Annotated in this window: 23 protein-coding genes; 10 read left to right on the top strand and 13 right to left on the bottom strand. The window is 74.3% G+C overall.

Features of this window, described 5'->3' with window-relative positions; genetic code table 11:
- Nucleotides 1–36: 36 nt before the first annotated feature.
- The 6 genes from SH587_RS17215 to SH587_RS17190 all read left to right on the top strand — a co-directional run bounded on the left by SH587_RS17215 (nucleotide 37) and on the right by SH587_RS17190 (nucleotide 7,342).
- The gene (locus SH587_RS17215) at nucleotides 37–1,065 is read left to right on the top strand and encodes an MBL fold metallo-hydrolase (protein ID WP_320671877.1); all 1,029 of its coding nucleotides are present in this window, start codon (nucleotides 37–39) and stop codon (nucleotides 1,063–1,065) included.
- Between the two features lie 40 nt (nucleotides 1,066–1,105).
- Entirely contained in the window at nucleotides 1,106–1,741 is a 636-nt protein-coding gene (locus SH587_RS17210) for a TetR/AcrR family transcriptional regulator (RefSeq protein ID WP_320671876.1), read from the top strand.
- Between the two features lie 159 nt (nucleotides 1,742–1,900).
- The gene (locus SH587_RS17205; protein WP_320671875.1) at nucleotides 1,901–3,142 is read left to right on the top strand and encodes a cytochrome P450; all 1,242 of its coding nucleotides are present in this window, start codon (nucleotides 1,901–1,903) and stop codon (nucleotides 3,140–3,142) included.
- A 62-nt stretch (nucleotides 3,143–3,204) separates the two neighbouring features.
- On the top strand, nucleotides 3,205–4,200 hold the full coding sequence (locus tag SH587_RS17200; RefSeq protein ID WP_320671874.1) for an ABC transporter ATP-binding protein: 996 nt from the start codon (nucleotides 3,205–3,207) through the stop codon (nucleotides 4,198–4,200).
- Complete coding sequence (locus tag SH587_RS17195) at nucleotides 4,197–5,285, top strand: ABC transporter permease (RefSeq protein WP_320671873.1); 1,089 nt, start codon at nucleotides 4,197–4,199, stop codon at nucleotides 5,283–5,285. The genes SH587_RS17200 and SH587_RS17195 overlap by 4 nt, the downstream gene beginning before the upstream one ends.
- 239 nt (nucleotides 5,286–5,524) lie before the next feature.
- The gene (locus tag SH587_RS17190) at nucleotides 5,525–7,342 is read left to right on the top strand and encodes an AMP-dependent synthetase/ligase (protein WP_320671872.1); all 1,818 of its coding nucleotides are present in this window, start codon (nucleotides 5,525–5,527) and stop codon (nucleotides 7,340–7,342) included.
- A 43-nt stretch (nucleotides 7,343–7,385) separates the two neighbouring features.
- Here the strand turns inward: SH587_RS17190 and SH587_RS17185 are convergent, their stop codons facing one another.
- The 6 genes from SH587_RS17185 to SH587_RS17160 all read right to left on the bottom strand — a co-directional run bounded on the left by SH587_RS17185 (nucleotide 7,386) and on the right by SH587_RS17160 (nucleotide 12,843).
- On the bottom strand, nucleotides 7,386–7,658 hold the full coding sequence (locus SH587_RS17185; protein ID WP_320671871.1) for a hypothetical protein: 273 nt from the start codon (nucleotides 7,656–7,658) through the stop codon (nucleotides 7,386–7,388).
- Nucleotides 7,658–8,146 (bottom strand): aromatic-ring-hydroxylating dioxygenase subunit beta, encoded by a 489-nt coding sequence (locus SH587_RS17180; RefSeq protein WP_320671870.1) that lies wholly within the window; start codon nucleotides 8,144–8,146, stop codon nucleotides 7,658–7,660. The genes SH587_RS17185 and SH587_RS17180 overlap by 1 nt, the downstream gene beginning before the upstream one ends.
- Complete coding sequence (locus SH587_RS17175; RefSeq protein WP_320671869.1) at nucleotides 8,143–9,396, bottom strand: aromatic ring-hydroxylating oxygenase subunit alpha; 1,254 nt, start codon at nucleotides 9,394–9,396, stop codon at nucleotides 8,143–8,145. The genes SH587_RS17180 and SH587_RS17175 overlap by 4 nt, the downstream gene beginning before the upstream one ends.
- Nucleotides 9,393–10,733: a phytoene desaturase family protein gene (locus SH587_RS17170; protein ID WP_320671868.1), complete on the bottom strand. Its 1,341-nt coding sequence runs from the start codon at nucleotides 10,731–10,733 to the stop codon at nucleotides 9,393–9,395. Before SH587_RS17170 ends, SH587_RS17175 begins: the two co-directional genes overlap by 4 nt.
- Nucleotides 10,734–10,822: 89 nt before the next feature.
- Entirely contained in the window at nucleotides 10,823–11,980 is a 1,158-nt protein-coding gene (locus SH587_RS17165) for an acyl-CoA dehydrogenase family protein (protein WP_320671867.1), read from the bottom strand.
- Between the two features lie 35 nt (nucleotides 11,981–12,015).
- Nucleotides 12,016–12,843 carry an SDR family NAD(P)-dependent oxidoreductase gene (locus SH587_RS17160; protein ID WP_320671866.1) on the bottom strand — a complete coding sequence of 276 codons (828 nt, stop codon included), beginning with the start codon at nucleotides 12,841–12,843 and terminating at the stop codon, nucleotides 12,016–12,018.
- A gap of 122 nt (nucleotides 12,844–12,965) precedes the next feature.
- On the opposite strand from SH587_RS17160, the gene SH587_RS17155 reads away from it, so the two are divergent.
- The 4 genes from SH587_RS17155 to SH587_RS17140 all read left to right on the top strand — a co-directional run bounded on the left by SH587_RS17155 (nucleotide 12,966) and on the right by SH587_RS17140 (nucleotide 16,495).
- On the top strand, nucleotides 12,966–13,598 hold the full coding sequence (locus SH587_RS17155) for a TetR/AcrR family transcriptional regulator (RefSeq protein WP_320671865.1): 633 nt from the start codon (nucleotides 12,966–12,968) through the stop codon (nucleotides 13,596–13,598).
- Entirely contained in the window at nucleotides 13,595–14,209 is a 615-nt protein-coding gene (locus SH587_RS17150; protein ID WP_320671864.1) for a TetR/AcrR family transcriptional regulator, read from the top strand. The genes SH587_RS17155 and SH587_RS17150 overlap by 4 nt, the downstream gene beginning before the upstream one ends.
- A gap of 127 nt (nucleotides 14,210–14,336) precedes the next feature.
- Complete coding sequence (locus SH587_RS17145) at nucleotides 14,337–15,557, top strand: ABC transporter ATP-binding protein (RefSeq protein WP_320671863.1); 1,221 nt, start codon at nucleotides 14,337–14,339, stop codon at nucleotides 15,555–15,557.
- A gap of 23 nt (nucleotides 15,558–15,580) precedes the next feature.
- Nucleotides 15,581–16,495: a helix-turn-helix transcriptional regulator gene (locus tag SH587_RS17140; protein ID WP_320671862.1), complete on the top strand. Its 915-nt coding sequence runs from the start codon at nucleotides 15,581–15,583 to the stop codon at nucleotides 16,493–16,495.
- A 21-nt stretch (nucleotides 16,496–16,516) separates the two neighbouring features.
- Here the strand turns inward: SH587_RS17140 and SH587_RS17135 are convergent, their stop codons facing one another.
- Genes SH587_RS17135 through SH587_RS17105 form a run of 7 tightly spaced genes read right to left on the bottom strand, consistent with a single transcriptional unit; the run spans nucleotide 16,517 to nucleotide 25,438 of the window.
- Entirely contained in the window at nucleotides 16,517–17,884 is a 1,368-nt protein-coding gene (locus SH587_RS17135; RefSeq protein WP_320671861.1) for an MlaD family protein, read from the bottom strand.
- Between the two features lie 16 nt (nucleotides 17,885–17,900).
- Nucleotides 17,901–19,214: an MlaD family protein gene (locus SH587_RS17130; RefSeq protein WP_320671860.1), complete on the bottom strand. Its 1,314-nt coding sequence runs from the start codon at nucleotides 19,212–19,214 to the stop codon at nucleotides 17,901–17,903.
- Complete coding sequence (locus SH587_RS17125; RefSeq protein WP_320671859.1) at nucleotides 19,211–20,563, bottom strand: MlaD family protein; 1,353 nt, start codon at nucleotides 20,561–20,563, stop codon at nucleotides 19,211–19,213. The genes SH587_RS17130 and SH587_RS17125 overlap by 4 nt, the downstream gene beginning before the upstream one ends.
- A complete protein-coding gene (locus SH587_RS17120; RefSeq protein WP_320671858.1) occupies nucleotides 20,560–21,918 on the bottom strand; it encodes an MlaD family protein in 1,359 nt (452 codons plus the stop codon). The genes SH587_RS17125 and SH587_RS17120 overlap by 4 nt, the downstream gene beginning before the upstream one ends.
- Nucleotides 21,915–23,243: an MlaD family protein gene (locus SH587_RS17115; RefSeq protein ID WP_320671857.1), complete on the bottom strand. Its 1,329-nt coding sequence runs from the start codon at nucleotides 23,241–23,243 to the stop codon at nucleotides 21,915–21,917. Before SH587_RS17115 ends, SH587_RS17120 begins: the two co-directional genes overlap by 4 nt.
- Nucleotides 23,240–24,610 (bottom strand): Mce/MlaD family protein, encoded by a 1,371-nt coding sequence (locus SH587_RS17110; protein ID WP_320671856.1) that lies wholly within the window; start codon nucleotides 24,608–24,610, stop codon nucleotides 23,240–23,242. The genes SH587_RS17115 and SH587_RS17110 overlap by 4 nt, the downstream gene beginning before the upstream one ends.
- Before the next feature lie 3 nt (nucleotides 24,611–24,613).
- On the bottom strand, nucleotides 24,614–25,438 hold the full coding sequence (locus SH587_RS17105; protein ID WP_320671855.1) for an MlaE family ABC transporter permease: 825 nt from the start codon (nucleotides 25,436–25,438) through the stop codon (nucleotides 24,614–24,616).
- Between the last annotated feature and the right edge of the window lie 3 nt (nucleotides 25,439–25,441).

Here is a 25,441-nt window from a genome sequence, read left to right as displayed (position 1 = left end):
CGTCCCCACGTGCGCTGCGGCTAGAGTCGGGCGCCCATGTCCGCTCGCCTCAGCCAGCTCACCGACCGCGAACGCGAGGCGCTCGACGCGGCCCGCGAGCTGGGCATCCACCGGCTACCGCTGCCGACGCCGTTCGCGATCGGCGACGTCAACGTCTACCTCGTCGAGGGCGATCCGCTGACGCTGGTCGACTGCGGTCCCAACGCGGCCACCAGCCTCGACGTGCTCGAGGCCGGCCTGGCCACGCTCGGCCACCGGCTGGACGACGTCGAGCAGCTGCTGATCACCCACCAGCACCTCGACCACATCGGCCTGGCGGCGACCCTGGCCCACCGCAGCGGCGCGCCGGTCACCTGCCTCGACCTGCTGGCGCCGGTGCTGGAGGACTGGCTGACCTTCTCCGCCGAGGACGACGACGACGCCCGCCAGCTGATGCTCCGCCACGGGGTCGAGCCGCACGTGGCCGACGCCCTGCGCGCGGTCGCGCGGCTGGTCCAGCACTGGGGCGCGCCGGTCGCCGTCGACCGCCGCCTGACCGTCGGCGAGACGGTCACGCTCGACGGCCACGGCTTCGCCGTCCTCCACCGGCCCGGCCACTCGCCCTCCGACACGCTCTTCCACGACCCCGCCCGGCGGCTGGCGATCTGCGGCGACCACCTGCTGGCGAAGGTCTCCTCGAACGCCCTGATCCAGCGCCCGCTCGACGGCAGCTGGGACGGCCGCCGCCCGCAGCCGCTGCTCCAGTACCGCCGCTCGCTGCTGGCCACCCGCGAGCTGGAGATCGAGATCGGCCTCGGCGGCCACGGCGGCCCGGTCACCGACCACCGGACCCTGATCGACGACCGGATCCGCCACCAGGACCGGCGCGCCGAGCAGCTGCTGAGCCTGCTGACCCACGGCCCCCGCTCGGCCCACCAGCTGGCGACGACGATGTGGGGCGACATCGCCGTCACGCAGGCGTTCCTGACCCTCTCCGAGGTGCTCGGCCACCTCGACCTGCTGCTCGAGGCGGGGACCGTGGTCGAGGACGACTCGGCCGAGGTCGTGCGCTTCGAGGCGGCCTGAGCCAGGCTCGGCGACGGCGGCGGCCGCTACCGTTAGGGCCATGCCGTCGGTGACCCGCAAGCGCCAAGGGAGTCGCGCCGACCGGCGCCAGGAGATCCGGGCCAAGCTGCTCGCGGTCGTCGAGCGGCTGCTGGACGACGGCGAGAGCTTCACCGAGATCAGCGTCGAGCGGATGGTCTCGGAGGCGGGCGTCTCGCGCTCGACCTTCTACGTCTACTTCGAGGACAAGGGCGACCTGCTGACCGCCTGGTTCGAGGAGATCCGGGCCGAGGTGACCGAGGCCGCCGACGCCTGGTGGGCGCTGGGCGCCGAGGCCACCCGCGACGAGGTCCGGGCGGCGCTCGACCAGATCGTCAAGACCTACCGTCCGCACACGACGCTGATGGCCGCCGTCTACGACGCCGCGGCCTACGACGCCAACGTCCGCGATCTCGTCACCGAGATGATGGACAACAACGTCGCCGGGCTCCGCAAGCACATCAAGGCGGGCCAGAAGGCGGGCTTCGTCGACGCCGACCTGCTGCCCGGCCAGACCGCGGGCTGGCTGACCTGGATGGCCGAGCGCGGCCTCCACCAGCTGGTCCGGACCGCGTCGCCGGCCGAGCTGGAGAAGCTGATCGACGCCTACACCGACATCGTCTGGAACACGCTCTACGCCCCGGCCCGCCGCGGCTGAGCGCCCGCGTCGACAGCCCCTCCCGCCCCGAGGCCGGCCCTGCGCCGGCCTCGCGCGTTCCCGCGCCCGATCGATCCCACCGGGCGACGGCGCTCGTGTAGCCTGTGACACACCGTCCGGACGTAGTGTCCGAACAACTCCCGAGGAGGGTCCCGGCGCATGACATCCACCACCACGGCCCCCGCCGTCGACCTGGCCGAGGTCGACCTGACCGACCCGACCTGGTTCCGCGACGGACCCCCGCACGAGCTGTTCGCGCGGATGCGGGCCGAGGCGCCGATCCGGTGGAACGAGACCGAGCACTTCGGCGGCTTCTGGGCCCTCACCCGGGCGGCCGAGATCGCCGCCGTCAGCCGCGACACGGCGACCTTCTCCTCCCACGCCGAGGGCATCTTCGTCCAGCGCGACCAGGTCGCCCCGCTCGACCTGGTGCGGGCGGTACTGCTCTACAAGGACCCGCCGGAGCACACGAAGTACCGCAAGATCCTGCAGAGCGCGTTCGTGCCGGCGACGGTGGCGAAGATGGAGGACGACGTCCGCGCCGTCGTCACCCGGGTGCTCGACGAGGTGATCGAGCGCGGCGCCTGCGACTGGACCGCCGAGGTCGCCGTCCGGGTGCCGCTGCTGGTCCTGGCCGAGCTGATGGGGATCCCCGAGGACGACGTGCCCCAGCTCTACGAGTGGACCGAGCAGATCGAGGCCGCCCAGCGCGCGATCGAGCCGGCCCAGGCGGTCGAGACCTTCATGGCGATGGCGATGTACCTGCACGAGCAGGTCGAGCGCCAGGCCGCCGAGGGCAACGACGACTCGCTGGTGATGCGGCTGCGCAACGCCGAGGTCGACGGCGACACGCTCGCCGACCCGGAGATCATGACCTTCTTCGCGCTGCTGGTCTTCGCCGGCAACGACACCACCCGCAACACCACCTCGGGCGGGATGCTGGCGCTGCTGGAGCACCCCGAGGAGCTGGAGAAGCTGCGCCGCGACCCGGCGCTGATCCCCCAGGCGGTCGAGGAGATCCTGCGCTGGACGACCGTCGTCAACTACTTCGTGCGGACCGCGACCGCCGACACCGAGCTCGCCGGCCAGCCGATCGCCGCCGGCGAGAAGGTGATGCTCTGGTACGCGTCGGCGTCGCGCGACGAGGCCAGCTACGAGGACCCGCAGCGGTTCGACGTGACCCGCGCCGAGCACGCCCACATGGCGTTCGGGGGCGGCGGCCGCCACTTCTGCCTCGGCGCCGGCCTGGCCCGGCTGGAGCTGCGGATCATCTTCGAGGAGACGGTCCGCCGGCTCCACGAGCTGGAGCAGGCGGGACCGGCGCAGCGGCTGGCGTCGTCGTGGGCCAACGGCCTGACGTCGCTGCCGATCCGCTTCCGCCCGGGCGCCCGGGTCGGCTGAACGTCCACGAGCGCCCACGCGCCCGACGATCCCGCCGGGGGCCGCTGCTAACGTCCGCGCCGATGCCCGACCAGCGTGCGGCCGAGCAGCCGTCCCCCGCGGTGATCGTCGACGGCCTCGCCAAGCACTACGGCGACGTCCGCGCCCTCGACGGGGTCAGCTTCACCGCTCACCGCGGCGAGGTCTTCGGCCTCCTCGGCCACAACGGCGCCGGCAAGACGACGACGATCCGCGTCCTCACCGGCCGCACGTCGCCGACCGCCGGCCGGGCCGCGGTCGCCGGCCACGACGTGGTCGACGAGCGCGAGCAGGCGCGGGCGCGGCTGAACCTCGTCTTCGAGGACCAGAACCTCTACGACCGCCTGACCGGGCGGGCGAACCTGCAGCTGTTCGCCGAGCTCCAGGACGTCCCCCGCGAGCGGGTCGAGGCGTTGCTGCGGCGGGTCGGGATCGCGCACGCCGCCGATCGCAAGGTCGGCACCTACTCGACCGGCATGCGCCAGCGGCTGCTGCTGGCGCGGGCGCTGGTCAACGACCCCGAGGTGCTGTTCCTCGACGAGCCGACCCGCGGGCTCGACCCGACCTCGGCCCGGACCCTGCGCTCGATCGTCCGCGAGCTGCGCGCCGGCGGCACGACCGTGGTGCTGACGACCCACGACATGACCGAGGCCGACGAGCTCTGCGACCGGGTCGCGTTCCTCGCCGAGGGCCGGATCATCGCGCTCGACACCCCGCGCGAGCTGAAGCTGTCGCTGGCCGAGCAGCAGGGCGAGCGGCGGGCGCGGGTGCTGCTCGACGACCGCAGCGAGCACGAGGTGGCGCTGACCGACCCCGCCGACGACCGGCTGGCGCGGTGGACGGCCGAGGGCCGGATCGTGACCGTCCACAGCGACGAGCCGACCCTGGCCGACGTCTTCGTGGCGCTGGCCGGCCGCAGCCTCGACGCCGACGGCGAGGAGGGCGAGGGCGACGCGGCCCCGCCCGACGACGGTCCGCCGGGGCGCCGCCCCTGGTGGCACTGGCTGGTCTGGCCCTACAAGCCGAAGGGCCGCCGATGAACCTCCGCCGGATGCTGGCGATCTACCGCAAGGACCTGGTCGACGCGATCCGCGACGGCCGGGTGCTGGTGGCGATCCTGATCCCGATCGGGCTCGGCGTCTTCTACTCCCTGGCCTTCGACGACGACACCCCGCGGCCCTCGGCGAAGGTCGCCGTGGTCGGCGCCAGCGCCGACGCGGCCCGCGTCGCCGCGGCGCTGCCGAAGGACGTCGACCGCGCGATCGACCTGAAGGTGGAGCGCGAGCGCGAGCAGCCACGCGCCCGCCAGCAGGTGGCCAAGGGCGACGTCGACCTGGCGATCGTGGTGCCCGACGGGCTGCTGGCCGACGCCCGCGCCGGCCGCGCGCCGCCGCTGACGCTGCTGGCCCGTCCCTCCCCCGACCCGACGGTCGCGAGCCTGGCCGACCTGGTGCCGGCGACGATCGCGCGGCTGGCCGACCGGCCGCCGGCGGTCGGCGTGGCGCTGCGACCGGTGCCCGCCGCCGACCAGTCGGCCTACGACGCGCTCGGGCTGCGGCGCTTCTTCGCGCTCGCTGCGGTCGCGATGCTGCTGGGGATGATCGGCCTGCTGGTGACGCCGATCGTGCTCGCCGAGGAGATCGACAAGCGGACGCTCGAGGCGCTGCTGCTGGCCGCGCGCGGTGGCGAGGTGCTGACGGCCAAGGCGCTGGTCGGCCTGACCTACGGCGCGGTGGCGACGGCCGGGACGGTGCTGCTGACCCGATTGCCGGTCCCGCGGCCGGGGCTGTTCGTGCTCGGGGCGCTGGGGCTGGCGATCGCCCTGATCGGCTTCGGGCTCTGGCTGGCCTACCTGTTCCGCAGCCCCGACAAGCTGAACACCTGGATGGGCGTGCTGCTCTTCCCTGCGCTGACGCCGGTCTTCCTGGTCGACGCCGGCCTCTCGCCGGTGGTCGACGGGATCCTCCAGGCGCTGCCGACCACCCAGGGCATGCGGCTGCTGGTCGACGGTGCGGTCGACCAGGACATCTTCGGCCACCACCTGCTGGCCGTCGCCGTGCTGGCGGTCTGGGCGGTGGCCGGCTTCGCGCTGCTCGCGCGGACGCTGCAGCGACGCGGCGGCTGAGCGGAACGGGCCGGCGGGCGGGCCGGGCGCGCGGGGCGAACGTCACACGCCGCGGCCGCCCCCACCGCCGTGCGACGTTCCCCGACGCCGGCGGGGGCGAACGTCGCACGACGCGGACGGGGCGGTGGGGGTGTGACGTTCGCCCCAGCCCCACCGCCGCGGCTCCACACCCTACAATCGTCGGACATTGTGTCCGGCCATAGTGGCCGTGCAGTCTGTCGATCGAGGGAGGACCCCGAATGGCCACCACCGCGACGCCCCGCCGCGTCGACGTCGTCGAAGCCGACCCGACCGCCACCACGCTGCCGGCGGCGTTCCAGGCGACGGCGGCGGCCCACGCCGACCGGATCGCGCTGCGCGACGCCGACGGCACGGTCGAGCTGACCTTCGGCGAGTACGCGCGGCGGGTCGAGCGGATCGCCCGCGGGCTCCACGCGCTCGGCGTGCGCCACGGCGACACGGTCGCGATCCTGCTGGTCAACCGGCCCGAGTTCCACCTGGTCGACAGCGCCGCCTTCCACCTCGGCGCGGTCCCGTTCTCGATCTACCAGACGCTCGCGCCCGAGCAGATCGCCCACCTGTACGCCAACGCCGGCTGCGACGTGGTGGTGACCGAGGCGGCCTTCCTCGACCGCGCCCGCGCCGCCGCGGCCGGCCGCGAGCGCCCGACGACCTTCGTCACCGTCGACGGCCCGGCCGCGGACGCGATCGACCTCGACGAGCTGGAGCGACGGCCGTCGCCCGGCTTCGACTTCGAGGCGACCTGGCGGGCGGTGCGGCCGGAGGACGTGCTGACGCTGATCTACACCTCGGGCACCACCGGACCCTCGAAGGGGGTCCAGCTGACCCACGCCAACGTGGTCTTCAGCGTCCGCGCGATCGCCTCGGTGCTGGAGATCCGCCCCGGCGACCGGATCACCAGCTACCTGCCGTCCGCCCACGCCGCCGACCGCTGGTCGAGCCACTACAACAACGCGATGCTCGGCACGCAGGTGACCTGCGTCGACGACCTGCGGCGGATCGCCCAGGTGCTGCCCGCATTGCGGCCGACGATCTGGGGCGGCGTGCCGCGGGTGGTGGAGAAGCTGAAGGCGGCGCTCGAGGCGGGGATCGCCGGCGAGCCCGACGAGCAGCGACGGGCCGCGCTCGAGGGCGCGATCGCGGTCGGCCGCGAGAAGGTCCGGCTGGAGCAGGCGGGCGAGCCGGTCCCGCCCGAGCTGGCCGCGCGCCACGCCGCGCTCGACGAGGCGGTCCTCTCGCGGCTGCGCGCGAAGCTCGGCCTCGACCAGGTGCGCTGGATCGTGATCGGGGCGGCGCCGCTCTCGCGCGACGTCCACGAGTTCCTGCTGGCGATCGGGCTGCCGGTGATCGAGCTCTACGGGATGTCCGAAGCGACGGTCCTGATCACCGCCGTCGCGCCCGACGCGGGGCGGATCGGGACCGTCGGCCGGGCGGCGCCGGGCGTCGAGCTGCGGGTGGCTGACGACGGCGAGCTGTTCGTCCGCGGGCCGATCGTGATGGCCGGCTACCGCGGCGAGCCGGGCAAGACCGCCGAGGCGATCGACGCCGACGGCTGGCTCGCCACCGGCGACGTGGTCTCGATCGACGACGACGGCCACGTGGCGATCGTCGACCGCAAGAAGGAGATCATCATCAACGCCGCCGGCAAGAACATGTCGCCGGCGAACATCGAGCAGGAGCTGAAGGCGGCCAGCCCGCTGATCGGCCAGGCGGCGGTGATCGGCAACGACCGCCGCTACAACGTCGCCCTGCTGGTGCTCGACCCCGACATGGCCGCCGCCCACGCCGCCCGCCACGGCCTGCCCGACGGCTCGGTCGCGGCCGTCGCCGCCGACCCGGGCGTGCGGGCCGCGGTCGCCGAGGCGGTCGAGCGGGCCAACGCCCGGCTGGCCCGGGTCGAGCAGATCAAGCGCCACCTGCTGCTGGCCGACGAATGGCTGCCCGGCGGCGACGAGCTGACGCCGACGATGAAGCTGAAGCGCAAGCCGATCGACGCCAAGTACGCCGAGGCGATCGAGCGGCTGTACGGGGAGTAGGGCGCCCGCAACGCGGCGCCCGCGGTCCAGCGGGCGCCGGCCCCTACCCCCGCTCCCCCTCCTCCCGCCAACGGTGGAACGACGGATCCAGGAACCGCTGCAGCGCGCCCTCGGGCAGCCAGGCCAGGGTCTCCAGCTCGAGCGGGTCGAGGAAGCCGACCTGGCCGGTCTTCAGGTCCTCGATCCGCAGCCGCGGGCCGTTGCCGTCGCGGTCGACGACCAGCGACACCGCGGCGAACTCGCTGACCAGCTCGACCGGGGTGTCGCCGGCCGCGGCCTCGCCGAGGGGCAGGGAGCGCTCGCGCCGCTCGCTCATCAGATCAGGAAGGCGAGGGTGTGGAGAGGGCGGTCGTTGCCGACGATCCGGACCTTCTTGTAGGCGATCCGCAGCTCGCCGTCGGCCGTCCGGCGCAGACGGTGCTCGTAGCGCCCTGCCCATAGGGTCACCCCCCGCTCGCGCGCCTCGTGGATCAGGAAGTTCGAGCCGACCGCGATCTCGTCCGGGTGCTCCGGATCGGCCTCCAGCAGCTCGACGTTGCCGATCAGCCGGCGCAGCGCCGAGGGCGGGGTCTGGGCGTGGCGCTTGCCGGTCTGGAGCTGCTTGATCCGGGTCGCGATCCGCGAGCGGTTGTCGAAGATCACCGACATCTGCTTCGTCGGGTCGATGTCGTCGCCGTTGGCCGGCACCCAGTAGATCGCCTCGTCCGCCCACAGGGCCTCCCAGGCGTCGTACTCGTGCTCGTCGGCCAGCCGTGCCTCGCGGTAGAGGAACCGCTCGACCTCGCGCAGCAGGTCGCCGCTCATCGCTCCTCCTCCATCAGCTCTCGGTAGTGGCGCCAGATCGCCCGCTGCGGGACCTCGTCGGTGGCGTCGCCGATCGTGAAGCCGGCCTCGTCGCGCCGCTCGCGGTGGGTTCCCCGCTTCAGCACCAGCCACTCGGGATTGCGCGCGTGCACGCCCCGCTGGTTGCGCTCGTACATCTCGGTGTCGTCGGCCAGCAGCAGCCCCGCCGGCCCGACCGAGCCGATCGTCTGCTGCAGCATCCGCCGGTTCAGCTGCGGCTCGCCCGCGTACTGGATCGCCGTCACGTGCTGGACGGTGCGGTCGACCGCCAGCGGCTGGATCACGAAGATCTGGATCTCGGCGATGAACAGGTTGGGGAAGATCATCACGTGCGGGGCGCCGTCGATCATGATCTCCCGCGCGCGCTCGGCCCCCCGCGCCGCCTCCAGGTGGGCGACGTACTCCGGCAGCCGCTCGGCGGTGGTCCCGAACCAGCCCATCGGCTCGCCGATCCGGCGGAACTCGGGCCGCAGGTCGTTCTCGCTGTGGCCACCGCCGAGGTCGCGCGCGACCGCCGTCGACTTCTCGCCGTAGAGGTCGCCGATCCCGCTCTTGGCGACGCTGAAGATCGAGGCGTGGACGAACTGCGGGTGGTAGCCGTCGGTCTCGTTCTCGACCAGCATCTTCCAGTTGGCCTTCGCCTCGTGCTGGAGCCAGCCCGCCGACAGCTCGATCTTGCCGCTCGGCGACAGCTCGACCAGCCGGTCGATCGCCTCGGCCGCCGCGCCCAGGTGCTCCAGCAGCGACGGCCCCTCCTCCGCGAACGAGCCGAAGACGAAGCCCTGGTGGCTGGCCACCCGCGCGACCCGGCCGAGGCCGAGGTCCTTCTTCGCCTCGGGCCCGCCGTAGCCGGAGTTGAACGGGTAGCCGAGCAGCTTGCCGGTGTTCGAGAACGTCCACCCGTGGTACGGGCAGCGGAAGGCGCTGGAGTTGCCCTTGGCCGCGTCGCAGACCAGGTTCGCCCGGTGGGTGCAGCGGTTGAGCAGCAGGTGGATCTGCCCCTGCTTGTCGCGGCTCATGATGATCGGCTGCGGGCCGATCGACTTGACCACGTAGTCGTTGGGCTCCGGCACCTCGCTCTCGTGCCCGACGTAGACCCAGGTCCGGTACCAGATCCGCTCCAGCTCGGCCGCGTAGATCTCCGGATCGGTGTAGAGCGATCCGTGGACGCGGTCGGCCTCGATCAGGGCGTCCCAGTCGGCGGTGGTCATCGCGCGCTCCCGGCCGGGACGCCGCCGAGCAGCTCGTCGACGACCGCCTTGGCCGTCTCGGCGCACGACTGGGTGCCGCCGCTGCCGTAGTCACGGACGCCGTCGCCGACGTTGAAGAGGTTGTCGAGCGGGGTCTCGCGCGGCAGCTCGTAGCCGGACACCGCCCGCTGCGCCGGCCAGTCGCCGCGCATCACGCGCACGTCGAGCACCCGCGTCTCGGGGTCGTTCATGACCGGGAAGGCGTCGCGCAGCTCCTCCAGCGACCGCTCGACCTCGTGCTCGGCGTCGAAGTCGCCGACGGCCGGGATCGGGACCGCGTAGGCGACCGTCAGGTGCCAGCCCTCGGGCGCCAGCTCGGGGCAGGTCGCGGTCATGTTGCCGAGGTTGCAGACCCGGTCGGTGTCGGAGCAGAGCAGCAGCCCGGGCGCGTCGATCAGCGGCCGGCGGCTGGCGACGTGGACGATGATGTTGGCGCTCGGGTTCGACCGCTCGCGGATCCGCGCCGCGTAGTCGGCCCCGATCGCCTCGTCGCCGACCAGGTCGACGGTCGCCACCGGCCCGACGTTCGAGATCACCGCGCCGACGGTGACCTCGACCTCCGCGCCGCCGGCCCGCCGGATCGTCGCCCCGGTCACGCGGCCGCCGTCGACGTGCAGCCGCACGACCTCGCTCTCCAGCCACAGCTCGCCGCCGCGCTCGACCGCGACGTCGGCCAGCGCGCCGGTGATCCCGATCGTCCCCTCGGGGTGGAAGCCGAAGTGCTTGAAGGCGCCCTTCTGGGTGAAGTAGGTGAGGAACGCGCGGGCCGGGATCTCGTCGGCGTTGACCGCGAAGATCGCCGCCGCCAGGTTGCGGAAGAGCCGGTGGACGGTCGCGTTCGAGGTCGCCCCGCCGACCCAGTCGGCCAGCGTCACCTGCTCCTCCGGCAGCTCGCCCTTGCGGGCCCCGCCGAGCTTCTGCAGAACCCCGGCGCCCTTGCGCGTCATCTGGTCGATCAGGAACTTCCAGCCGCCCTTGGCCGGGTCGATGACCTTGCCCTTGACCTGGAAGAGGTTCGCCGGCTGCGGGTCGCGGAGGGCGAAGCGGTCGCCGATCCCGAGCTCGTCGAAGGTCCGCTCCATCGTCCCGCCGTACTCGATCGCGACCGCACCGGTGTTGATCCGGAAGCCGTCGACCTCGAACGTCGAGGCCCGCCCGCCGACCCGGTCGAGCCGCTCGACGAGCAGCGGCCGCTGGCCGGCGTCGGCCAGCCGGGCGGCGGCGCAGACGCCGCCCATGCCGGCCCCGACGACCAGGACGTCGTAGTGCTCGGGCTCGGGATCGGGTGCGCTGCTCACGGGACGGGCTCCTTCGCTCTGCGGGGGTCGCGGCCAGTATCGCACAGTCTGTCCAGACAATGTGACCCGGCAACCGCGCGGGGCCCCGCTCAGAGCCCGAAGCTCTTGCCGATGATGTCCCGCTGGATCTCGTTGGTCCCGCCGTAGATCGTCGACGCCAGCGCGATCCGCACGTGGCGCTCCATCCCGTACTCGTTGGCGTAGCCGTAGCCGCCCATCATCTGCATCCCCTCGAGCGCGACCTGCTTGGCCGTCTCGGTGATCTTCAGCTTCAGCATCGACGCCTGGCGAGCGGTCACCCGCTGCGGATCGGCCTCCAGCCGGCGGGCCATCTCGTGGACCATCAGCCGCGAGACCTCGACCTCGGTGGCGAGGTCGGCGAAGCGGTGGCGGAGCGCCTGGAAGCTGCCGATCGGCCGCCCGAACTGCTGCCGCTCCGTGATGTAGGCGAGGGTGTCGTCGAGCGCCCGCCGGGCGTGGCCGACGAAGATCGCCGCGATCAGGATCCGCTCGCGGTTGAGCCCGCCCATCAGCTGCCGCCAGCCCTCGCCGACCTCGCCGATCACCCGGTCCTCGGGCACGAAGACGTCGCTGTAGAAGACGTCGTTGGTCTCGCGCCCGCCCATCGTCGGGATCAGGTTGATCGCGACGCCCGGCGCGGCCAGGTCGACGTCGAGCATCGTGATCCCCTCGTGCTTGCGGCCCGAGGCGTCGGTCCGGACCATCAGCATGCAGCGCTTGGCGAAGTGCGCGTTCGAGCTCCAGGTCTTCTGGCCGTTGACCAGCCAGCCGCCGTCGACCCGCTCGGCCCGGCAACGCAGGTTGGCCAGGTCCGACCCGGCCTCCGGCTCGGACATCCCGATCGCGATCGTGTCGCCGGCGCAGATCCGCCCCAGCAGCTCGTGCCTGAGCGCCGCGTGGGCGTGGCGCTCGATCGCCTCGCCGGCCACCAGCGAAGTCGAGATGCCCATGATCGGCAGCTGGCCGTGGAAGGCCTCCTCCAAGAACAGGCTGACGTCGACGATCGTCCCGCCGCCCCCGCCGTCCTCCTCGGGGAAGCCGATCCCGACGAAGCCCAGCTCGGCCAGCTCGCGGTAGGTCGGGTCGTGGTGCTGCTCGACGCCGTCCTCGGTCAGCGCGGCGCGCTGCTCCGGCGTGCCGGCGTTGCGGCGGGCGTAGTCGCGGATCGTCTCGACGAGCGCGCGGCGCTCGTCGCTGAGGTCGGCCAGGTCGGCGGTGACGGTCATGGCGTGGTTCTCCGGGAGGGGCGGGGACGGGCGGATCAGCCGGCCATGCCGAGCTGGAGGCCGCCGCTGACGTTGAGGACCTGGCCGTGGACGTAGTCCGAGCCGGGCGAGCAGAGGAAGTAGATGCCGCGGGCCGCCTCGTCGGCGGTCGCCGAGCGGCCGAGCGCGGTCGCGGCCTCGGCCCCGGCGCGGGCGGCCGCGGGGATCCCGAGCGCGATCGTGCGGCCGGCGGCCTCGATCGCCCCGGCCTCGCCGGCGGCCGCGGTCAAGCGGGTGTCGATGAAGCCGAAGGCGACCGCGTTGACGTTGATCTTCAGCGGCCCCCACTCCTTGGCCAGCGCCCGGGTCAGGCCGACGGCGCCGCCCTTCGCGCTGGCGTAGGCGACCTGGCCGGCGTTGCCCATCACCCCGGCCAGCGAGACGACGTTGACGACCTTGCGGAAGACCTCGGCGCCGGTCGCCGCCTCGCGCTTGGCCGGCTCGCGCAGGTGCGGCGCGGCGGCCCGCAGGATCCGGAACGGGACCACGGTGTGGATGTCGAGCATCGCCTGGAACTGCTCGTCGCTGACCTTGTGGATCGGCCCGTCCCAGGCGTAGCCGGCGTTGTTGACGACGATGTCGAGCCGCCCCCACGCGGCAACCGCCGCGGCGACGACGGCGTCTGGCTCGCCGGCGGCGGTCAGGTCTCCGGCGCGGACCGCCGCCGGGCCGGGCAGCGCGGCGGCAACCGCGGCGACCGCGTCGCCGTCGAGGTCGCTCAGCAGCACCCGGGCCCCGGCCGCGCTCAGCTTGCGCGCCACCTGCTCGCCGATCCCGCGCCCGGCCCCGGTCACGATCGCGACCTTCCCGTCCAGCTCGCCCACGTCCCCGCTCCTCCGCTTCGCCCTCGTCGAAGGACTGATCGTACAACCTGTCCAGTCATATTGACCAGAGCACGCGATCGTGGTGGGTCCGCGCGCTGCCATACACTGCGTCCGGTCAGCGCATGCCGTCGATCACCCGCACCACCCAGGCCGCCCGCGCGAAGCGCCGCGAGGAGATCCGCGCCCGGCTGCTGCGCGCGGTCGAGCACTGCCTGGAGCGCGAGACCTACACCGACGTCAGCGTCGAGCGGCTGGTCCGCGAGGCCGGCATCGCGCGCTCGACCTTCTACGTCTACTTCGAGGACAAGGGCGACCTGCTGCGGGCGCTGGCCGAGGACGTGATCGCCGAGATCATCGAGTCGGCCGGCTACTGGTGGTCGCTGCCGCCCGAGGCCACCCGCGAGGACCTGCGCGAGGCGATGGAGCGGATCGCCGACACCTACCGCACCCACCGCGTGGTGATGACCGCGGTGGTCGAGGCCACCTCCTACGACGAGCGGATCCGCGAGCAGTTCGCGGTCCTGCTGGAGCGGACGATCGCCGAGGTCGCCGCCCACGTGGTCGACGGCCAGCGGCGCGGCTTCGCCCACGCCGACGTCGACCCCGAGCAGACCGCGCTGTGGCTGACCTGGATGACCGAGCGCGGGCTCTTCCAGCTCGTCACCCCGGCCGGCGCCGACGAGACCGAGCGGCTGATGCGGGCCCTGACCGACATCGTCTGGAACACGCTCTACGCCCGCACGAGGACCCCGTGAGCAGCCGCGACGAGCGGCGCCTGCAGCTGGCCGAGCGGCTGCGGATCGCGGTCGAGGCGCTGCTCGACGAGGACGAGAGCTACGCCTCGATCAGCATCGAGCGGCTGATGGCCGAGGCCGGCCTCTCGCGCTCGACCTTCTACGCCTACTTCACCGACAAGGGCGACCTGCTGCGGGCCTGGTCGGTGCGCGCCAGCGAGACCACCCGCGTCGCCTCCGGACGCTGGTGGGCGCTGGGCACCGACCTCACCCGCGAGGCGCTGGAGGACGCGCTGCGGCACGTGATGCGCGAGTACCGGCCCCACGCCCGGGTGATGGCCTCGGTCTACGACGCGGCGGTCTACGACGACGACCTGCGCGAGGAGGTCGCCGCGATGATGCGCGAGCACGTCGGCAGCCTCGAGGCGCACATCCGCCGCGGCCAGGAGGGCGGCTGGGTGGCTCCCGACCTGCTGCCCCACGAGACGGCCGCCTGGCTGATCTGGATGGCCGAGCGGGTCGAGCACCAGGTGGTCGCCCACAGCGACGACGCGGCGCTGGAGCGGCTGGTGGTCGGCTTCGCCGACGTGGTCTGGAACACACTCTACGCGCTCGCTCCGGCCGCCCGCTGACCCACCCCCGAAATATCACGCACGGTGTCCGGACATCATGTACATTCCGGACGGGCCCAGCGCCGGACCGTTCCGCGATCCGTGCCCATGCGCGCGCCGGCCGAGGGGAGGAACGACGAACGTGGCGATGACAGAGCAACCACCGGGCGCCGCCCTGGCCGACCCACTCGGCGTCCCCGCCCTGGCCCGGCTGCGCGCGCGGCTGGAGGCCGCGATCGCCGTCCCCTCCTCGGCCGTCGGGCGGCTGAGCTACGCCCGCACCAGCGTCGCCTTCGCCCTCCGCGGCCAGCGCGGAGCGGTCACCGCGCTGCTCGACCGGACGCCGCCGCAGATCGTCGCCGACGGCTCGGCCGAGGTCCGGATCGAGCTGACCGCCGAGCAGCTGGAGCGGGTCGCCGAGGGCCGGCTGGCGATGCCGCAGGCGGTCGTCAGCGGGGCGGTCACCACCCACGGGCCGGTCCGCAAGTACCTGGAGGTCGACGCGATCCTCCGCGGCCTGCTGGCGATCAGCCAGGGCCGCGAGCCCGAGCCCCAGCGGTCGGTCGACCGGCTGGCCGTCGGCGAGCTGCCGTTCGCGGCCGCCGACCCCGACCTGATGGCGATCCGGACCACCGACCTGCGCAAGGCGTTCGGCCGCAACCAGATCCTGGCCGGCGTCGACCTGGCGATCCCCGAGGGCGTGATCTCGGTGATCCTGGGGCCCTCCGGCACCGGCAAGAGCGTGATGCTGCAGCACATCATCGGGCTGCTGCGACCCGACGGCGGCGACGTGCTGATCCGCGGCCGGCCGCTCAGCCGGATGAGCCGCTCGGAGGTGCTCGCGCTGCGGCGCGAGATCGGCGTGATGTTCCAGGACGGCGCGCTGTTCAGCGCGATGAACGTCTACGACAACGTCGCCTTCCCGCTCCGCCAGCACACCGACCTCGACGACCGCGAGGTCCGCGAGGTGGTGATGGACCACCTGGCCGCCGTCGGCCTGGCCAACGCCAGCCACCGGATGCCGAACGAGCTCTCCGGCGGGATGCGCAAGCGCGCCGGCCTGGCCCGGGCGCTGGCCCTGAACCCGGGGATCCTGCTCTGCGACGAGCCCGACTCGGGGCTCGACCCGGTCCGGACGGCGCTGCTCGGCGACCTGCTGGTCGAGCAGCACTCCCAGTACGGCGGCACGATGATCGTCGTCACCCACAACGTCCCGCTGGCGAAGCGGATCGCCGACCACATCTCGGTCCTCTGGCGGGGCCGGGTGCTCGAGGCGGGGATGGCGTCGGACGTGCTCGCGTCCGAGAGCGCCTTCGTCCGCCAGTTCCTCTCCGGCGGCTCGGTCGGCCCGCTCGGCATGGACGCCTGATCGCCGCCCTATCCTGGCTGCCGATGCCTCCATCCCGCCCGCCCGCGGACGCCGCCGCCCCGCTCGAGCACCTGCGCCGGCTGCGCCGGATGCCGGCCGTCCACCGGCGGCTGCGCGACGCGCCCGACGTCGCGGCGCTGCTCGCCGCCGGCGCCCAGGCCGCCCGCGAGGAGTGCGGCTTCGACCGGGCGCTGGTGCTGACCCTCGACGGCGACCGGCTGCGGGCCGGCGGCGGCGCGGTCCTCAGCGACCCGGCCAGCGACGAGCTGCGGCGGCGGGCGCTGGCCGCGCCGGTGCGGCTGGAGCCCGGCAGCCCCGAGGCCGAGCTGATCCGGCGCCCGGACGCCGACGTCGCCACCGACGGCCGGCCGAGCCCGCTGGCGGCGGCGCTCGGGCTGCGGTCGTTCGCGCTCGGCGCGATCCAGCCCGAGGCGCGGGTCCTGGCCCTGCTCGTCGTCGACCGCGCCGAGCCCGCCGTCGGGCCGCTCGACCGGGCCCAAGTCGGGGCGTTCGCGGCGATGCTCGCCGTCGCGCTCGAACGGGTGGTGCTGCGGGCCCGGATCGGCGAGCTCTCGCGCGAGCTGCGGCACCTGACCTCCTCGACCCAGGCCCTGATCGGCGAGGTCAACGACGCCCCGATCGCGATCCCGACCGGCCGCGGCCACGGATCGGCCTTCCCCCGCTTCGACGTGCTCGAGCCGGTGGCGACGGCCGACGGCCCGCTCTCGCTGCTCAGCCCGCGCGAGATCCAGGTCGCGTCGCTGCTGGTCGAAGGCCGCTCGAACCGCGAGATCGCCGGCCAGCTGATGCTCTCGCCGGAGACGGTCAAGGACCACGTCGCCCGGCTGCTGCGCAAGCTCGGCGCCGGCAACCGGGTCGAGGCGGTCGCGCGCTACCTGGCGCTGGTCGGCGAGGACGCCGCCGCCCGCGGCCGCTGAGCGGCCGCCCGCCTCCCCCGCTCAGCAGTCCTCGTGGATCCGGGGGTAGACGAAGCCGGACTCGCGCAGCTCGCGCGGGCCGTGGATGCCCTTGCCGCGGTAGGGCTGGCCCTGCTCTCCGGGCTTCGGGTACGGGTTCCAGTTGAGCGGCAGCAGCTTCTCCAGCAGGCCCTCGTGGATCGCCGAGTAGAGGAACTTGGAGACGTCGCGCGGCAGGCCGACGAGCGTGTTGTCGGTGATCACCGGCACCAGCCGGATCGTGTGGCCGATCGCGTCGTAGGCGTTCGAGGCCGAGCCGAGGCCGACCAGCGCCGAGATCACGTCCTGGGTGTACGGCTTGGCGTAGCGCAGCATCGGGTTGACCTGGCAGAGCACCTGGTCGACCTGGGGCAGCGCCTTGGTCGCCGGACCGGCGGCCCGCTCGAGCGCGGCGAGGGTGCCGGTCAGCGGGCCGGCGGCGGTGTCGACCTCGCGCAGGATCGAGCGACCCTCCTGGGCGGCCGGCCGCAGCGCGGCGACGACCGGGCGGACCTCGGTCACCGCCCGGGTCAGGTTCTCCACCACCGGCGTCGCGCGGTCGGCGACGTCGGCGACGGTGCGGGTGGTGCGCCGCACGCGGTCGAGCGTCGGCGGCAGCTCGTCGAGGATCCGCCGGACCGCGTCGTCGCGGCGGGCCACGGCGGTGAACGCGGTCCGTCCCTGCCGGGCCAGCAGCCGGATCGCGTCGCCGCGGTCGCCGACCGCGGCGGTCAGGTCGCCGAGCTGGGCGATCAGGCGGCTGATCTGGCGCCGTTCGCCGGCCAGCGTCTCGACCACGTGCGAGCCGGTTCCGAGCGCCCGCGAGGCGCCCGCGACCAGTCCGTTGACCCGCTCGCCGCGGCGGTCGAGCGCGTAGCCGAGGCCGCGCACGATCTTGCGCGCCTGCGCCCGGGTCCGGCCCTGCAGGACCGACGCGATCTGGTCGACGTCGACGTACTCGGCCGCCTGCCGCAGCGGCAGCACGTGGCCCGAGGCGAGCGTCGTCCGCGATCGGCCCGGATCGATCGAGACGTAGTTCTCGCCGACCGCGGTCCGGGCCCGCATCCGCACCACCGAGTCCTCCGGGACCGGGGTCACGCGCTCGTCGGTGAGCTCCATCGAGACCAGCGCGCCGAGGCCCTGGCGGCGGACCTCGGTCACCGTGCCGACCTTGACGCCGGCCATCGTGACCCGCGAGCCGGTGGTCAGCGACGAGGCGGTCGGCACCAGCGCCCGCAGCTCGTACGGCTGCGACGTGCGCGGCAGGCCGCCGCCGACGCCGACGAAGGCCAGCAGGAAGGCGACCGCGATCGCCGTCGCGACCAGCGCCGTGACGACGTGCCCGCGGAACCCCGCGATCGGCCCTCTCATCGGTCCTCCCCCATCGTCAGCTGCCGTCCTCGGGTCGCGGCGGCCGGCCGGGGATCGGCGCGCCCGGCGTGCAGGCCTTGGGCGCGAACTCGAACGGCGTCGGCAGGATCCCGTTGCTGTTCAGCCCGACCACGAGGTTGCCGCGCGGCACCGACCCGCGGGAGTCGCCGAACTTGCTCATCGACGCGTTCCACTGGAAGAAGCCCTGGACGCCCTTCTTGCAGCCGGCCAGCGCCTTGACGGTGTGCTCGACCGCCGGCACCTGCGGGCGCAGCGCGGCGACCGCGGCGCTGGCGTCGGCCGACAGCGGCGGCAGCGCGTCGGCCAGCGGCAGCAGCCGCCCGACCGGCCGCTCGAGCGACCGCACGGCGGGGGCCGCCGTCGCGTTCAGCCGCCGCAGGTCGGCGAGCGTGCCCGGCAGCCGCCGCGCGACCGGCCGCAGCGCGCGGACCGCGCGGTCGACGTCGCCGAGCACGCCGCGGACGGCGGCGAACGACGTGTCGACCTCGGTCAGCGTCGGCGGCAGGCCGCGGAGGACCGCGTCGAGGTCGCCCGAGCGCTCGGCGAGCGCGCCGGCGGTGCGGCTGCCGGAGCCGATCAGCCGCCGCAGCTGCTGCTCGCGGGCGCCGAGCTCGGCGGTCAGCAGCGAGCTGTTGCGGACCAGCCGCTGCACCAGCGGCCGCCGGTCGCCCAGCTGGCGCGTGATGTCGCCCGCGACCCGCAGCACCGGGACCAGCTCGGCGAACGCGGTCCGCAGCCGGGCGCCGCGGTCCTCCATCCCGTTGCCGAGCCCGTCGAGCAGCGCGGCCATCCGCGCCCGCTCGTCGCCGCGGAAGACGTCGAGCACCTCGTCGACGTGGACCGGGGTGGTCGTGCGGTCGCGCCGCAGCGGTCGCTGCGCGTCGACCGGGCCGGCAGCGGGGGTGCCGCGGTCGACGATGTCGACGAACATGTCCTGGAGCGCCGTGTTCGGTCGCAGCATCGCCCGCGCGTCCTGGTAGATCCGGCCGTACTCGCGCTGGATCCGGGCGGTCAGGACCGGCTGGCCGTCGACCATCTCGACCTTCGTCACGCTGCCGGCCGGGATCCCGCGGAAGCGGACGTCGTCGGCGTTGACCACGACCCCGCGCGCGTCAGCGACCTCGATCCGGACCTCGTAGGTGTCGGCCAGCAGCGTGCGGCTGACCTGGCTGACGATGTAGCCGCCGGCGGCGAGGAAGATCGCCACGCCCAGCAGCACGACCAGCGACGGGCGGGCCGCGCGGCGGACCTCGAGCTGCAGGCGGGCGCGGTTGATCCGGCCGCTGATCCGGTCGCGGACCTCGATCATCGGCCCGGCCCCGGATTCTCCGACGAGCCGGCCGGCGGCTTGGTCGGGTCGTAGGAGAGGACCTGGTTGAGCAGCCCCTCCAGCGACTGGCACTCCAGCAGCTTCTTCGCCGACGGGTCGTTGATCATCAGCTGGCACGGCAGGTAGAGGAAGTTGTTCCCGGTCGTCAGCGGGAAGCGGATGAAGCGCCCGTTGCCGTCCTCCTGCCCGGCGGCGCCCGAGCCGACGCCGACGAAGGTCGGGCCGATCATCTGGGCGGTGCTGTGCTGGGTCTCGGGATCGACCTCGTCGAGGTAGGGCAGGATCGTGCGGTCGAGCCGGTCGACGCTCGGCTGGAGGTCGTTCAGCAGCGGCACGCCGTCGCGGGCGGTGTGGGCGAGCGCGGTCGAGGCCGGCCGCAGCGCCCGCACCAGCGGCACCGCGCGGTGGACCAGCCGGTCGGCGCGGACGACGGTCGGCCGCAGCGCCCGGACCGTCGGGGCGACGTCGCCGGCGCCGACCCGGAGCTCGTCGAGCAGCGGATTGGCGGTCCGCAGCGTGCCGTCGAGCCGGACCAGCGTCCGGTCGGTGTCGGCGAGCGTCCGCGGGGCCCGGTCGAGGGTCGCGCGCAGGTCGGCCTGGCGGCCGGCGACGGTCTCCAGCGTGCGGGCGCCGGCCGCGACCAGCGTCCGCAGCTGCTCCGACGACTGGTTCAGGGCCCGCATCGCGCGCTCGGCGTTGCGGACCAGCTCCGGCACGTCGCGCCCGGGCTCGAGCCCGCGCAGCGCGCCGATCCCGCGGCGGACGTCGGGCGCGACGTCGGCCAGCGCGTCGACCGCGCGACCGGGCGAATCGGTGTCGGTGAAGGTCGTGGCCAGCTCGCCGGCGAGGGTCTGGAGCCCGCGGCGCGCGTCGCCCTGGACGATCGAGGTGATCTGCTCCAGCTCGACCTGGTTGCTGCTGCGCGAGGCGGGGATCCCGCGCGACCCCAGCGGGCCGGCGGTGGCGCGGCCGCGGTCGAGGTCGACGAAGAACGCCGCCCCGAGCAGGGTCCGGAAGCGGATCGCCACGCTGGCGTCGCCGTAGATCGGTCCCGCGTCGTCGTCGAGCGCCAGCGAGGCGGTCGCCGTGCGGGCGCCGCGGTCGCGCTCGATCCGCTCGACGCGGCCGACGTCGACGCCCTGGATCCGGACCTTGTCGCCGGCCCGCAGCTGCTGGGCGTCGGCCAGCTGGACCCGGATCGTCGTCCGCCCGCCGCCCTGCTGGAGCCGGTTGAGGGTGCCGGAGAAGGCCAGCAGCAGGAGCAGCGCGACGATCCCGATCGTGGCCGCGCCGAGCGCGACGGTGCGGTTGCGGCGGAGGACGGTCATCGCGCTTTGCTCCGCAGCAGGCCGTGGACGCTGATCGCCGGGTAGCTGCCGCCCAGGTACTGGCACGGCTTCGGGTAGCCGTCCTTGATCAGGAAGCCGGTCGGATCGGTGACCCCGATCGACTCGCTCCCCGGCGAGACGATCGCCTGCAGCCGGAAGGCCATCGGCGGGCCGGCCGGGCCCTGCCCGAGGCCGCCGAAGCCGGTCATGCTGCGGAAGACGATCCCGAGGTTGACGATGTCGCAGCCGTAGCGGCCGATCCGCCGGACCATCGGCAGCGCGTCGCCGAGCGCCCCGTCGAGCCGCGGCAGCAGCGGCGAGAGCGCGGTCGTGACCCCGGTCGCGGCGGGCACCGCCGGCTTGGCCGCGTCGAGCAGCGCGGCGGCCCGCCGCAGCGGCCGCGGGCTCTCGCGCAGCAGCGCGGTGGTGGCCCGCAGGGCGCGCGGGGCGGCCGGCAGGGTGCCGTGCGCGGCGACGGTCAGCCGCCGGGCGGCGGCGACCAGGCGGGTGCCGCGGCGGAGCCCGTCGGTGGCGGCGACGAGCGCGGCCGGCGCCTGGTCGAGCGTCCGCTGGAGCGCGTCGCGGCGGTCGACGAGCGGGGCGAGCGCGTCGGCCGCCGGCCGCAGCAGGCCGGTCAGGTCGGCGCGGGCGTCGTCGAGCGGGACCATCGTCCGGTCGAGCGACGGCAGCAGCCGCGCGACGGCGCCGGGGCGCTCCAGCACGGTCCGCACCATCGCCTGGAACCCGGGCTGGGCGTGGCCGAAGACCGGCAGCATCCGGTGGACGTCGCGGCCGCGACCGGCCAGGCCGCGGCCGAGCTCGCGGACGCTGGTGCCGAGCGCGCCGCGGGTCTCGCGGTCGAAGCTGTCGAGCGCCTCGGGGACGCCGTAGGTGATCGTGTCGTCGCCGCCGCGGATCGTGGCGTCGGCCCGCAGCATCCGCGCGCTGCGGCCCGGCAGCAGCTGGACGTAGCGGGCGCCGAGCAGGCCGTTGGCGCGGATCCGGACGCCGCTGTCGGCGGGCAGCCGGATCCCGTCCTCCAGCTGCAGCTCGAGCCGGGCGCCGCCGTCGGCGGTCGCCTCGCGCCGCTGGACCTGGCCGACGCGGACGCCGGCGATCCGGACCGCGTCGTGCGGCAGCAGGTTGCCGATCTGGGGCGCGGTGACGTAGATCCGGGTGTAGGAGCGACCGGGGACGCCGGAGTAGGCGCTGAGGGCGATCCAGGCCAGGACGCCGGCGACCGCCAGCACCAGCCCGCCGCGCAGCAGCACGCGGTGGGGCGCGTCCGGGTTGCGGCGACGGGGCGGACGCCGGCGGCCGGTCGCGGTCGGGGTCGGGGTCGGGCGGCGGGTCATGGTCCGAGCAGGGCCTCCAGCCCGCGGGTCGCGGCGCGCAGCGCGGTCGCGCGATCGTCGGCGCGGGCGCCGCGGCGGTCGCGGCCCCGGGCGCGTTCGTCGGCCGGCAGCTCCTGGTCGAGCGGCACCGCGGTGCTGCCGCCGGTCTGCTTGGCCGCCAGCGCGCCGAAGCGGTCGAGGACGCTGGTGAGGGTGTTGAGCGTGACCGACGCCTCGCCGCGGAAGACGTGCGACAGGCCGTCGCGGAACTGGATCGCGCGGGCCCAGTTCTCGACCGTCGCGACCAGGTTGTTGGCGCTGTGGAGCAGCGTGTCGCTGACCGGGGTCAGCGCGGCCGAGACGGTCGCCAGCGACTTCAGGGTCGGCATCGCCCGCGTCAGCACCGGCGTCGCGCGGTCGCCGAGCCGGGTCAGGTCGGGAGCGACCTCGCGGGCGCGGCGGAGCGCCGGGTCGGCCGACCGCCGGAAGCCCTCGACCCGGTCGAGGGTCGCCTGCAGGTCGGGCGCGACGGCGGTGATGTCGCGCGCGGCCGGGCCGAGCGGACCGGTCGTCGCGCGCAGCTCGGCCAGGAACCGGCGCAGCTGGTCGAGGGTCGCCGGGGCCGCGGCCAGCGACCGCTGGAGCCCCGCCCGCCGCTGCTCGACCGATTCGGCGGCGCGACCGGCGACGTCGACCACCCGCGAGAGCGCCTGGCGCTCGCCGGCCAGCGCCCCGACCACCCGGTCGCTGCGGGTGACCAGGTCGGCCAGGACTCGGTTGTCGCCGACCAGCTCGCCGAGCAGGCGCTTGGCGCTGACCAGCGATCCGGGCAGCTCCCCGATCACCTGGCTGAACGCCTCGCGGCGGCCGCCGAGCGCCGCGCCGGCCTCGTTGATCAGCACCGACAGCCGCGTGCGGGTGTCGTCGTCGAGGGTCGCCAGCACCTGGTCGAGGTCGGTCGAGACGGCGATGTTGCGGGCCGGCACCACGTAGCCGGACGGCGCCGGGTCTCCCCCGTCGCCGCGCAGCAGCTCGACCCGCTTCTGGCCCAGCAGGTTGACGGCGGCGATCGCCACCTGGACGTCCTTGGCCACCGGCGCCGCGCGCCGCTCCAGCCGCAGCTCGGCCTCGACCCGGTCGTCGCGGCCGAGCTTCAGGGCGACCGTCCCGACCGGGACGCCGCCGCTGACCACCTGCGAGCCGTCGCGGAGGCCGGCGGCGTTCTCCAGCGGCAGCCGCAGCCGGTAGCCGCCGTCGTCGCCGTCGCCGCCGCTGGCCACCGCGGCGACGGCCGCGACCAGCGCCAGCAGCACCACCGAGACCGCGATCAGCCGCGCGCGCCTCATCGGCCGGACCGCATGTCGGGGACGTTCTGCAGGTTCGAGAGCGGGTTGCGCAGCCGCGACTCGGGGTCCTTCTTCGGATCCATCACCTCGGGGCCGATCCCGCACTCGGGCAGGAACCACGGCTGGTCGGCGCTGAGCCCCGGCGGCTGCGGGAAGGCGTAGGCCAGGCCCGGGTGCATCTCGGCCGCCTGCGCCGAGTCGCGGGTGTCGATGTTCGTCTCCGCCGGCAGCAGGTTCTGGACCGTCGCCCGCAGGTACTTGTCCTTGCCGTCGGAGTTGGCCAGGAACCCGCCCCAGTTGGTGAAGAAGGCGACGATGTCGGGCGTGTACGGCCGGATGCAGCGCAGCTGCCTGACCGCCTGACGACCGATCGACTCGACCTGCGGCAGCAGCGCGCGCCCGCGGTCCAGCAGCCCGGTCAGGTCGGGGGCCGCGGTCCGCAGCGTCGCGACCGTCCGGCGCACGTCCGGCCCGACGTCGGCGACGGTGCCGAGCACGCGGTCGAGCGGCCGCGTGATCCGGCGGACCTCGCTGACGCCGGGGGCGATCCGGTCGGTCACGGCCACCGCGGCGCGCAGCGTCGCGTCGGCGCGGCCGAGCGTGCCGCGGGCGCCGGCCAGCGTCGCCGGCATCCGCGCCAGCGTCCGCTCCAGGTCGCTGGCCTCGTCGCCGAGCGCGTCGAGGGTGGTGGCGGCGCCGCTGACCAGCCGCTCGATCCCGGGATCGGCGCGGTGGACCGCGTCGACGACCCCGTCGGTGGTCCGGATCAGCGTCCGCAGCCCCGACGGGTCGCGGTCGAGGTCCTCCATCAGCCCCGCCACCCGGTCGACGGCGGCCGGCGCGCGGTCGAGCGAGCGCTTCAGGCCCTCCTGGCCCTTGGCCGCGGTCGTGCCGCCCTCGTCGAGGAACTGCTTCAGGTCGCGGCGGACGCCGGCCGGGAAGCTGGCCACCAGCTGGTCGAGCTCGACCGGGACGTGGAAGTCGCGGGCCGGGAAGCTGCCGCCCTGCGGCAGCGGACGACCGCCGCGGGCGCGGGTCAGGGCCAGGTAGCGGTTGACGATCGAGATCGTCCCGCCCCAGCGGAGGTCGATCCGCGAGCCGGCCGCGATCGGCCACGCCTCGTCCTCGATCTGCAGCCGCAGCCGGACGGCGCGGCCGCCGCGGACCGGGTCGGCCGACGCGATCCGCCCGACCCGGCGGCCGGCGGCGCGGATCTCCTGGCCGGCGATCGCGTTGGTCGCGTCGGGGACGGTCACCCAGAGCGTGTTGCGCGGCTCGTCGCGGTCGAGCCGCAGCGCGACCAGCACGGCGAGCACCGCGAGCAGGAGGGCGCCGGTGGCGATCCGGCGGACGCGGCGGACGGGCACGCCTCAGCCGCCGATCGGCATCAGGAGCTCGGTGCCGTAGAAGAAGACCACCAGGAAGCCGGCGATCAGGTGGACGAGGACGAGGTTCGCGATCAGCGAGCGGGCGACCGAGTCGCCGACCGCGGCCGGGCCGCCGGTCGTTCGCAGCCCGTAGAAGCAGGCCACGACCGACGTCACCATCGCGATCGCGCCCTGGGTGATCAGCGAGTTGATCTGGACCTGGAGCGGCTGGACCGCCCAGTTGACCTGCAGGAACGCCTCCGACCCGATCCCCTGGAGCACGATCACGCCGACGAAGTAGGAGCCGGCCGTGGCCCCCAGCAGCGCGACCGTGCCGCCGATCGGGATGTAGAGCAGCACGGCCAGCAGCCGGGTGCCGACCACGTAGCGCATCGGGTCGACGCCGGTCGAGTCGAGGGCGTCGATCTCCTGCTGGATCTTCATCGCGCCCAGCTCGGCGACCATCCCGCAGCAGACCTTGGCGGTGAAGACGTAGCCGAACATCAGCGTCGCGCCGAGCAGCGGGTTGGCGAACCCGGTCGCCGCGCCGGTGAAGTCCGAGGCCCCGATCGAGCGCAGGAAGAAGAACGCGAAGTTGACGACGCTGATCCCGAGGAAGGCGCTGAGGAAGAACATCAGCACCGTCGTGCCGCGGATCAGGATCGCGGTCTGGCGCAGGATCTCCGACGTGTAGCGGAGCGTCCCCGGCAGCCCGACCATCGCTCGGCCGTAGAACTCGGTCAGCTCGCCCGCCTCGCGCAGGCCGGCGACGATCGCCCCCTCGCGCGGCGGCTCGGCCGCTGGTCGACTGGTCTCGCTCGTCGCCATCGG

Source organism: Patulibacter defluvii (assembly GCF_034096925.1).
Lineage (GTDB): Bacteria > Actinomycetota > Thermoleophilia > Solirubrobacterales > Solirubrobacteraceae > Patulibacter > Patulibacter defluvii.
This window is presented reverse-complemented; position numbering and strand designations above follow the sequence as displayed.

What these genes read in the sequence shown, in the direction of transcription:
- SH587_RS17130 (WP_320671860.1), bottom strand. Translation starts at nt 19,214, where the DNA reads ATGATCGAGGTCCGCGACCGGATCAGCGGCCGGATCAACCGCGCCCGC.
- SH587_RS17190 (WP_320671872.1), top strand. Translation starts at nt 5,525, where the DNA reads ATGGCCACCACCGCGACGCCCCGCCGCGTCGACGTCGTCGAAGCCGAC.
- SH587_RS17125 (WP_320671859.1), bottom strand. Translation starts at nt 20,563, where the DNA reads ATGACCGTCCTCCGCCGCAACCGCACCGTCGCGCTCGGCGCGGCCACG.
- SH587_RS17115 (WP_320671857.1), bottom strand. Translation starts at nt 23,243, where the DNA reads ATGAGGCGCGCGCGGCTGATCGCGGTCTCGGTGGTGCTGCTGGCGCTG.
- SH587_RS17145 (WP_320671863.1), top strand. Translation starts at nt 14,337, where the DNA reads ATGACAGAGCAACCACCGGGCGCCGCCCTGGCCGACCCACTCGGCGTC.
- SH587_RS17140 (WP_320671862.1), top strand. Translation starts at nt 15,581, where the DNA reads ATGCCTCCATCCCGCCCGCCCGCGGACGCCGCCGCCCCGCTCGAGCAC.
- SH587_RS17195 (WP_320671873.1), top strand. Translation starts at nt 4,197, where the DNA reads ATGAACCTCCGCCGGATGCTGGCGATCTACCGCAAGGACCTGGTCGAC.
- SH587_RS17105 (WP_320671855.1), bottom strand. Translation starts at nt 25,438, where the DNA reads ATGGCGACGAGCGAGACCAGTCGACCAGCGGCCGAGCCGCCGCGCGAG.
- SH587_RS17155 (WP_320671865.1), top strand. Translation starts at nt 12,966, where the DNA reads ATGCCGTCGATCACCCGCACCACCCAGGCCGCCCGCGCGAAGCGCCGC.
- SH587_RS17185 (WP_320671871.1), bottom strand. Translation starts at nt 7,658, where the DNA reads ATGAGCGAGCGGCGCGAGCGCTCCCTGCCCCTCGGCGAGGCCGCGGCC.
- SH587_RS17215 (WP_320671877.1), top strand. Translation starts at nt 37, where the DNA reads ATGTCCGCTCGCCTCAGCCAGCTCACCGACCGCGAACGCGAGGCGCTC.
- SH587_RS17135 (WP_320671861.1), bottom strand. Translation starts at nt 17,884, where the DNA reads ATGAGAGGGCCGATCGCGGGGTTCCGCGGGCACGTCGTCACGGCGCTG.
- SH587_RS17180 (WP_320671870.1), bottom strand. Translation starts at nt 8,146, where the DNA reads ATGAGCGGCGACCTGCTGCGCGAGGTCGAGCGGTTCCTCTACCGCGAG.
- SH587_RS17205 (WP_320671875.1), top strand. Translation starts at nt 1,901, where the DNA reads ATGACATCCACCACCACGGCCCCCGCCGTCGACCTGGCCGAGGTCGAC.
- SH587_RS17120 (WP_320671858.1), bottom strand. Translation starts at nt 21,918, where the DNA reads ATGACCCGCCGCCCGACCCCGACCCCGACCGCGACCGGCCGCCGGCGT.
- SH587_RS17200 (WP_320671874.1), top strand. Translation starts at nt 3,205, where the DNA reads ATGCCCGACCAGCGTGCGGCCGAGCAGCCGTCCCCCGCGGTGATCGTC.
- SH587_RS17165 (WP_320671867.1), bottom strand. Translation starts at nt 11,980, where the DNA reads ATGACCGTCACCGCCGACCTGGCCGACCTCAGCGACGAGCGCCGCGCG.
- SH587_RS17210 (WP_320671876.1), top strand. Translation starts at nt 1,106, where the DNA reads ATGCCGTCGGTGACCCGCAAGCGCCAAGGGAGTCGCGCCGACCGGCGC.
- SH587_RS17175 (WP_320671869.1), bottom strand. Translation starts at nt 9,396, where the DNA reads ATGACCACCGCCGACTGGGACGCCCTGATCGAGGCCGACCGCGTCCAC.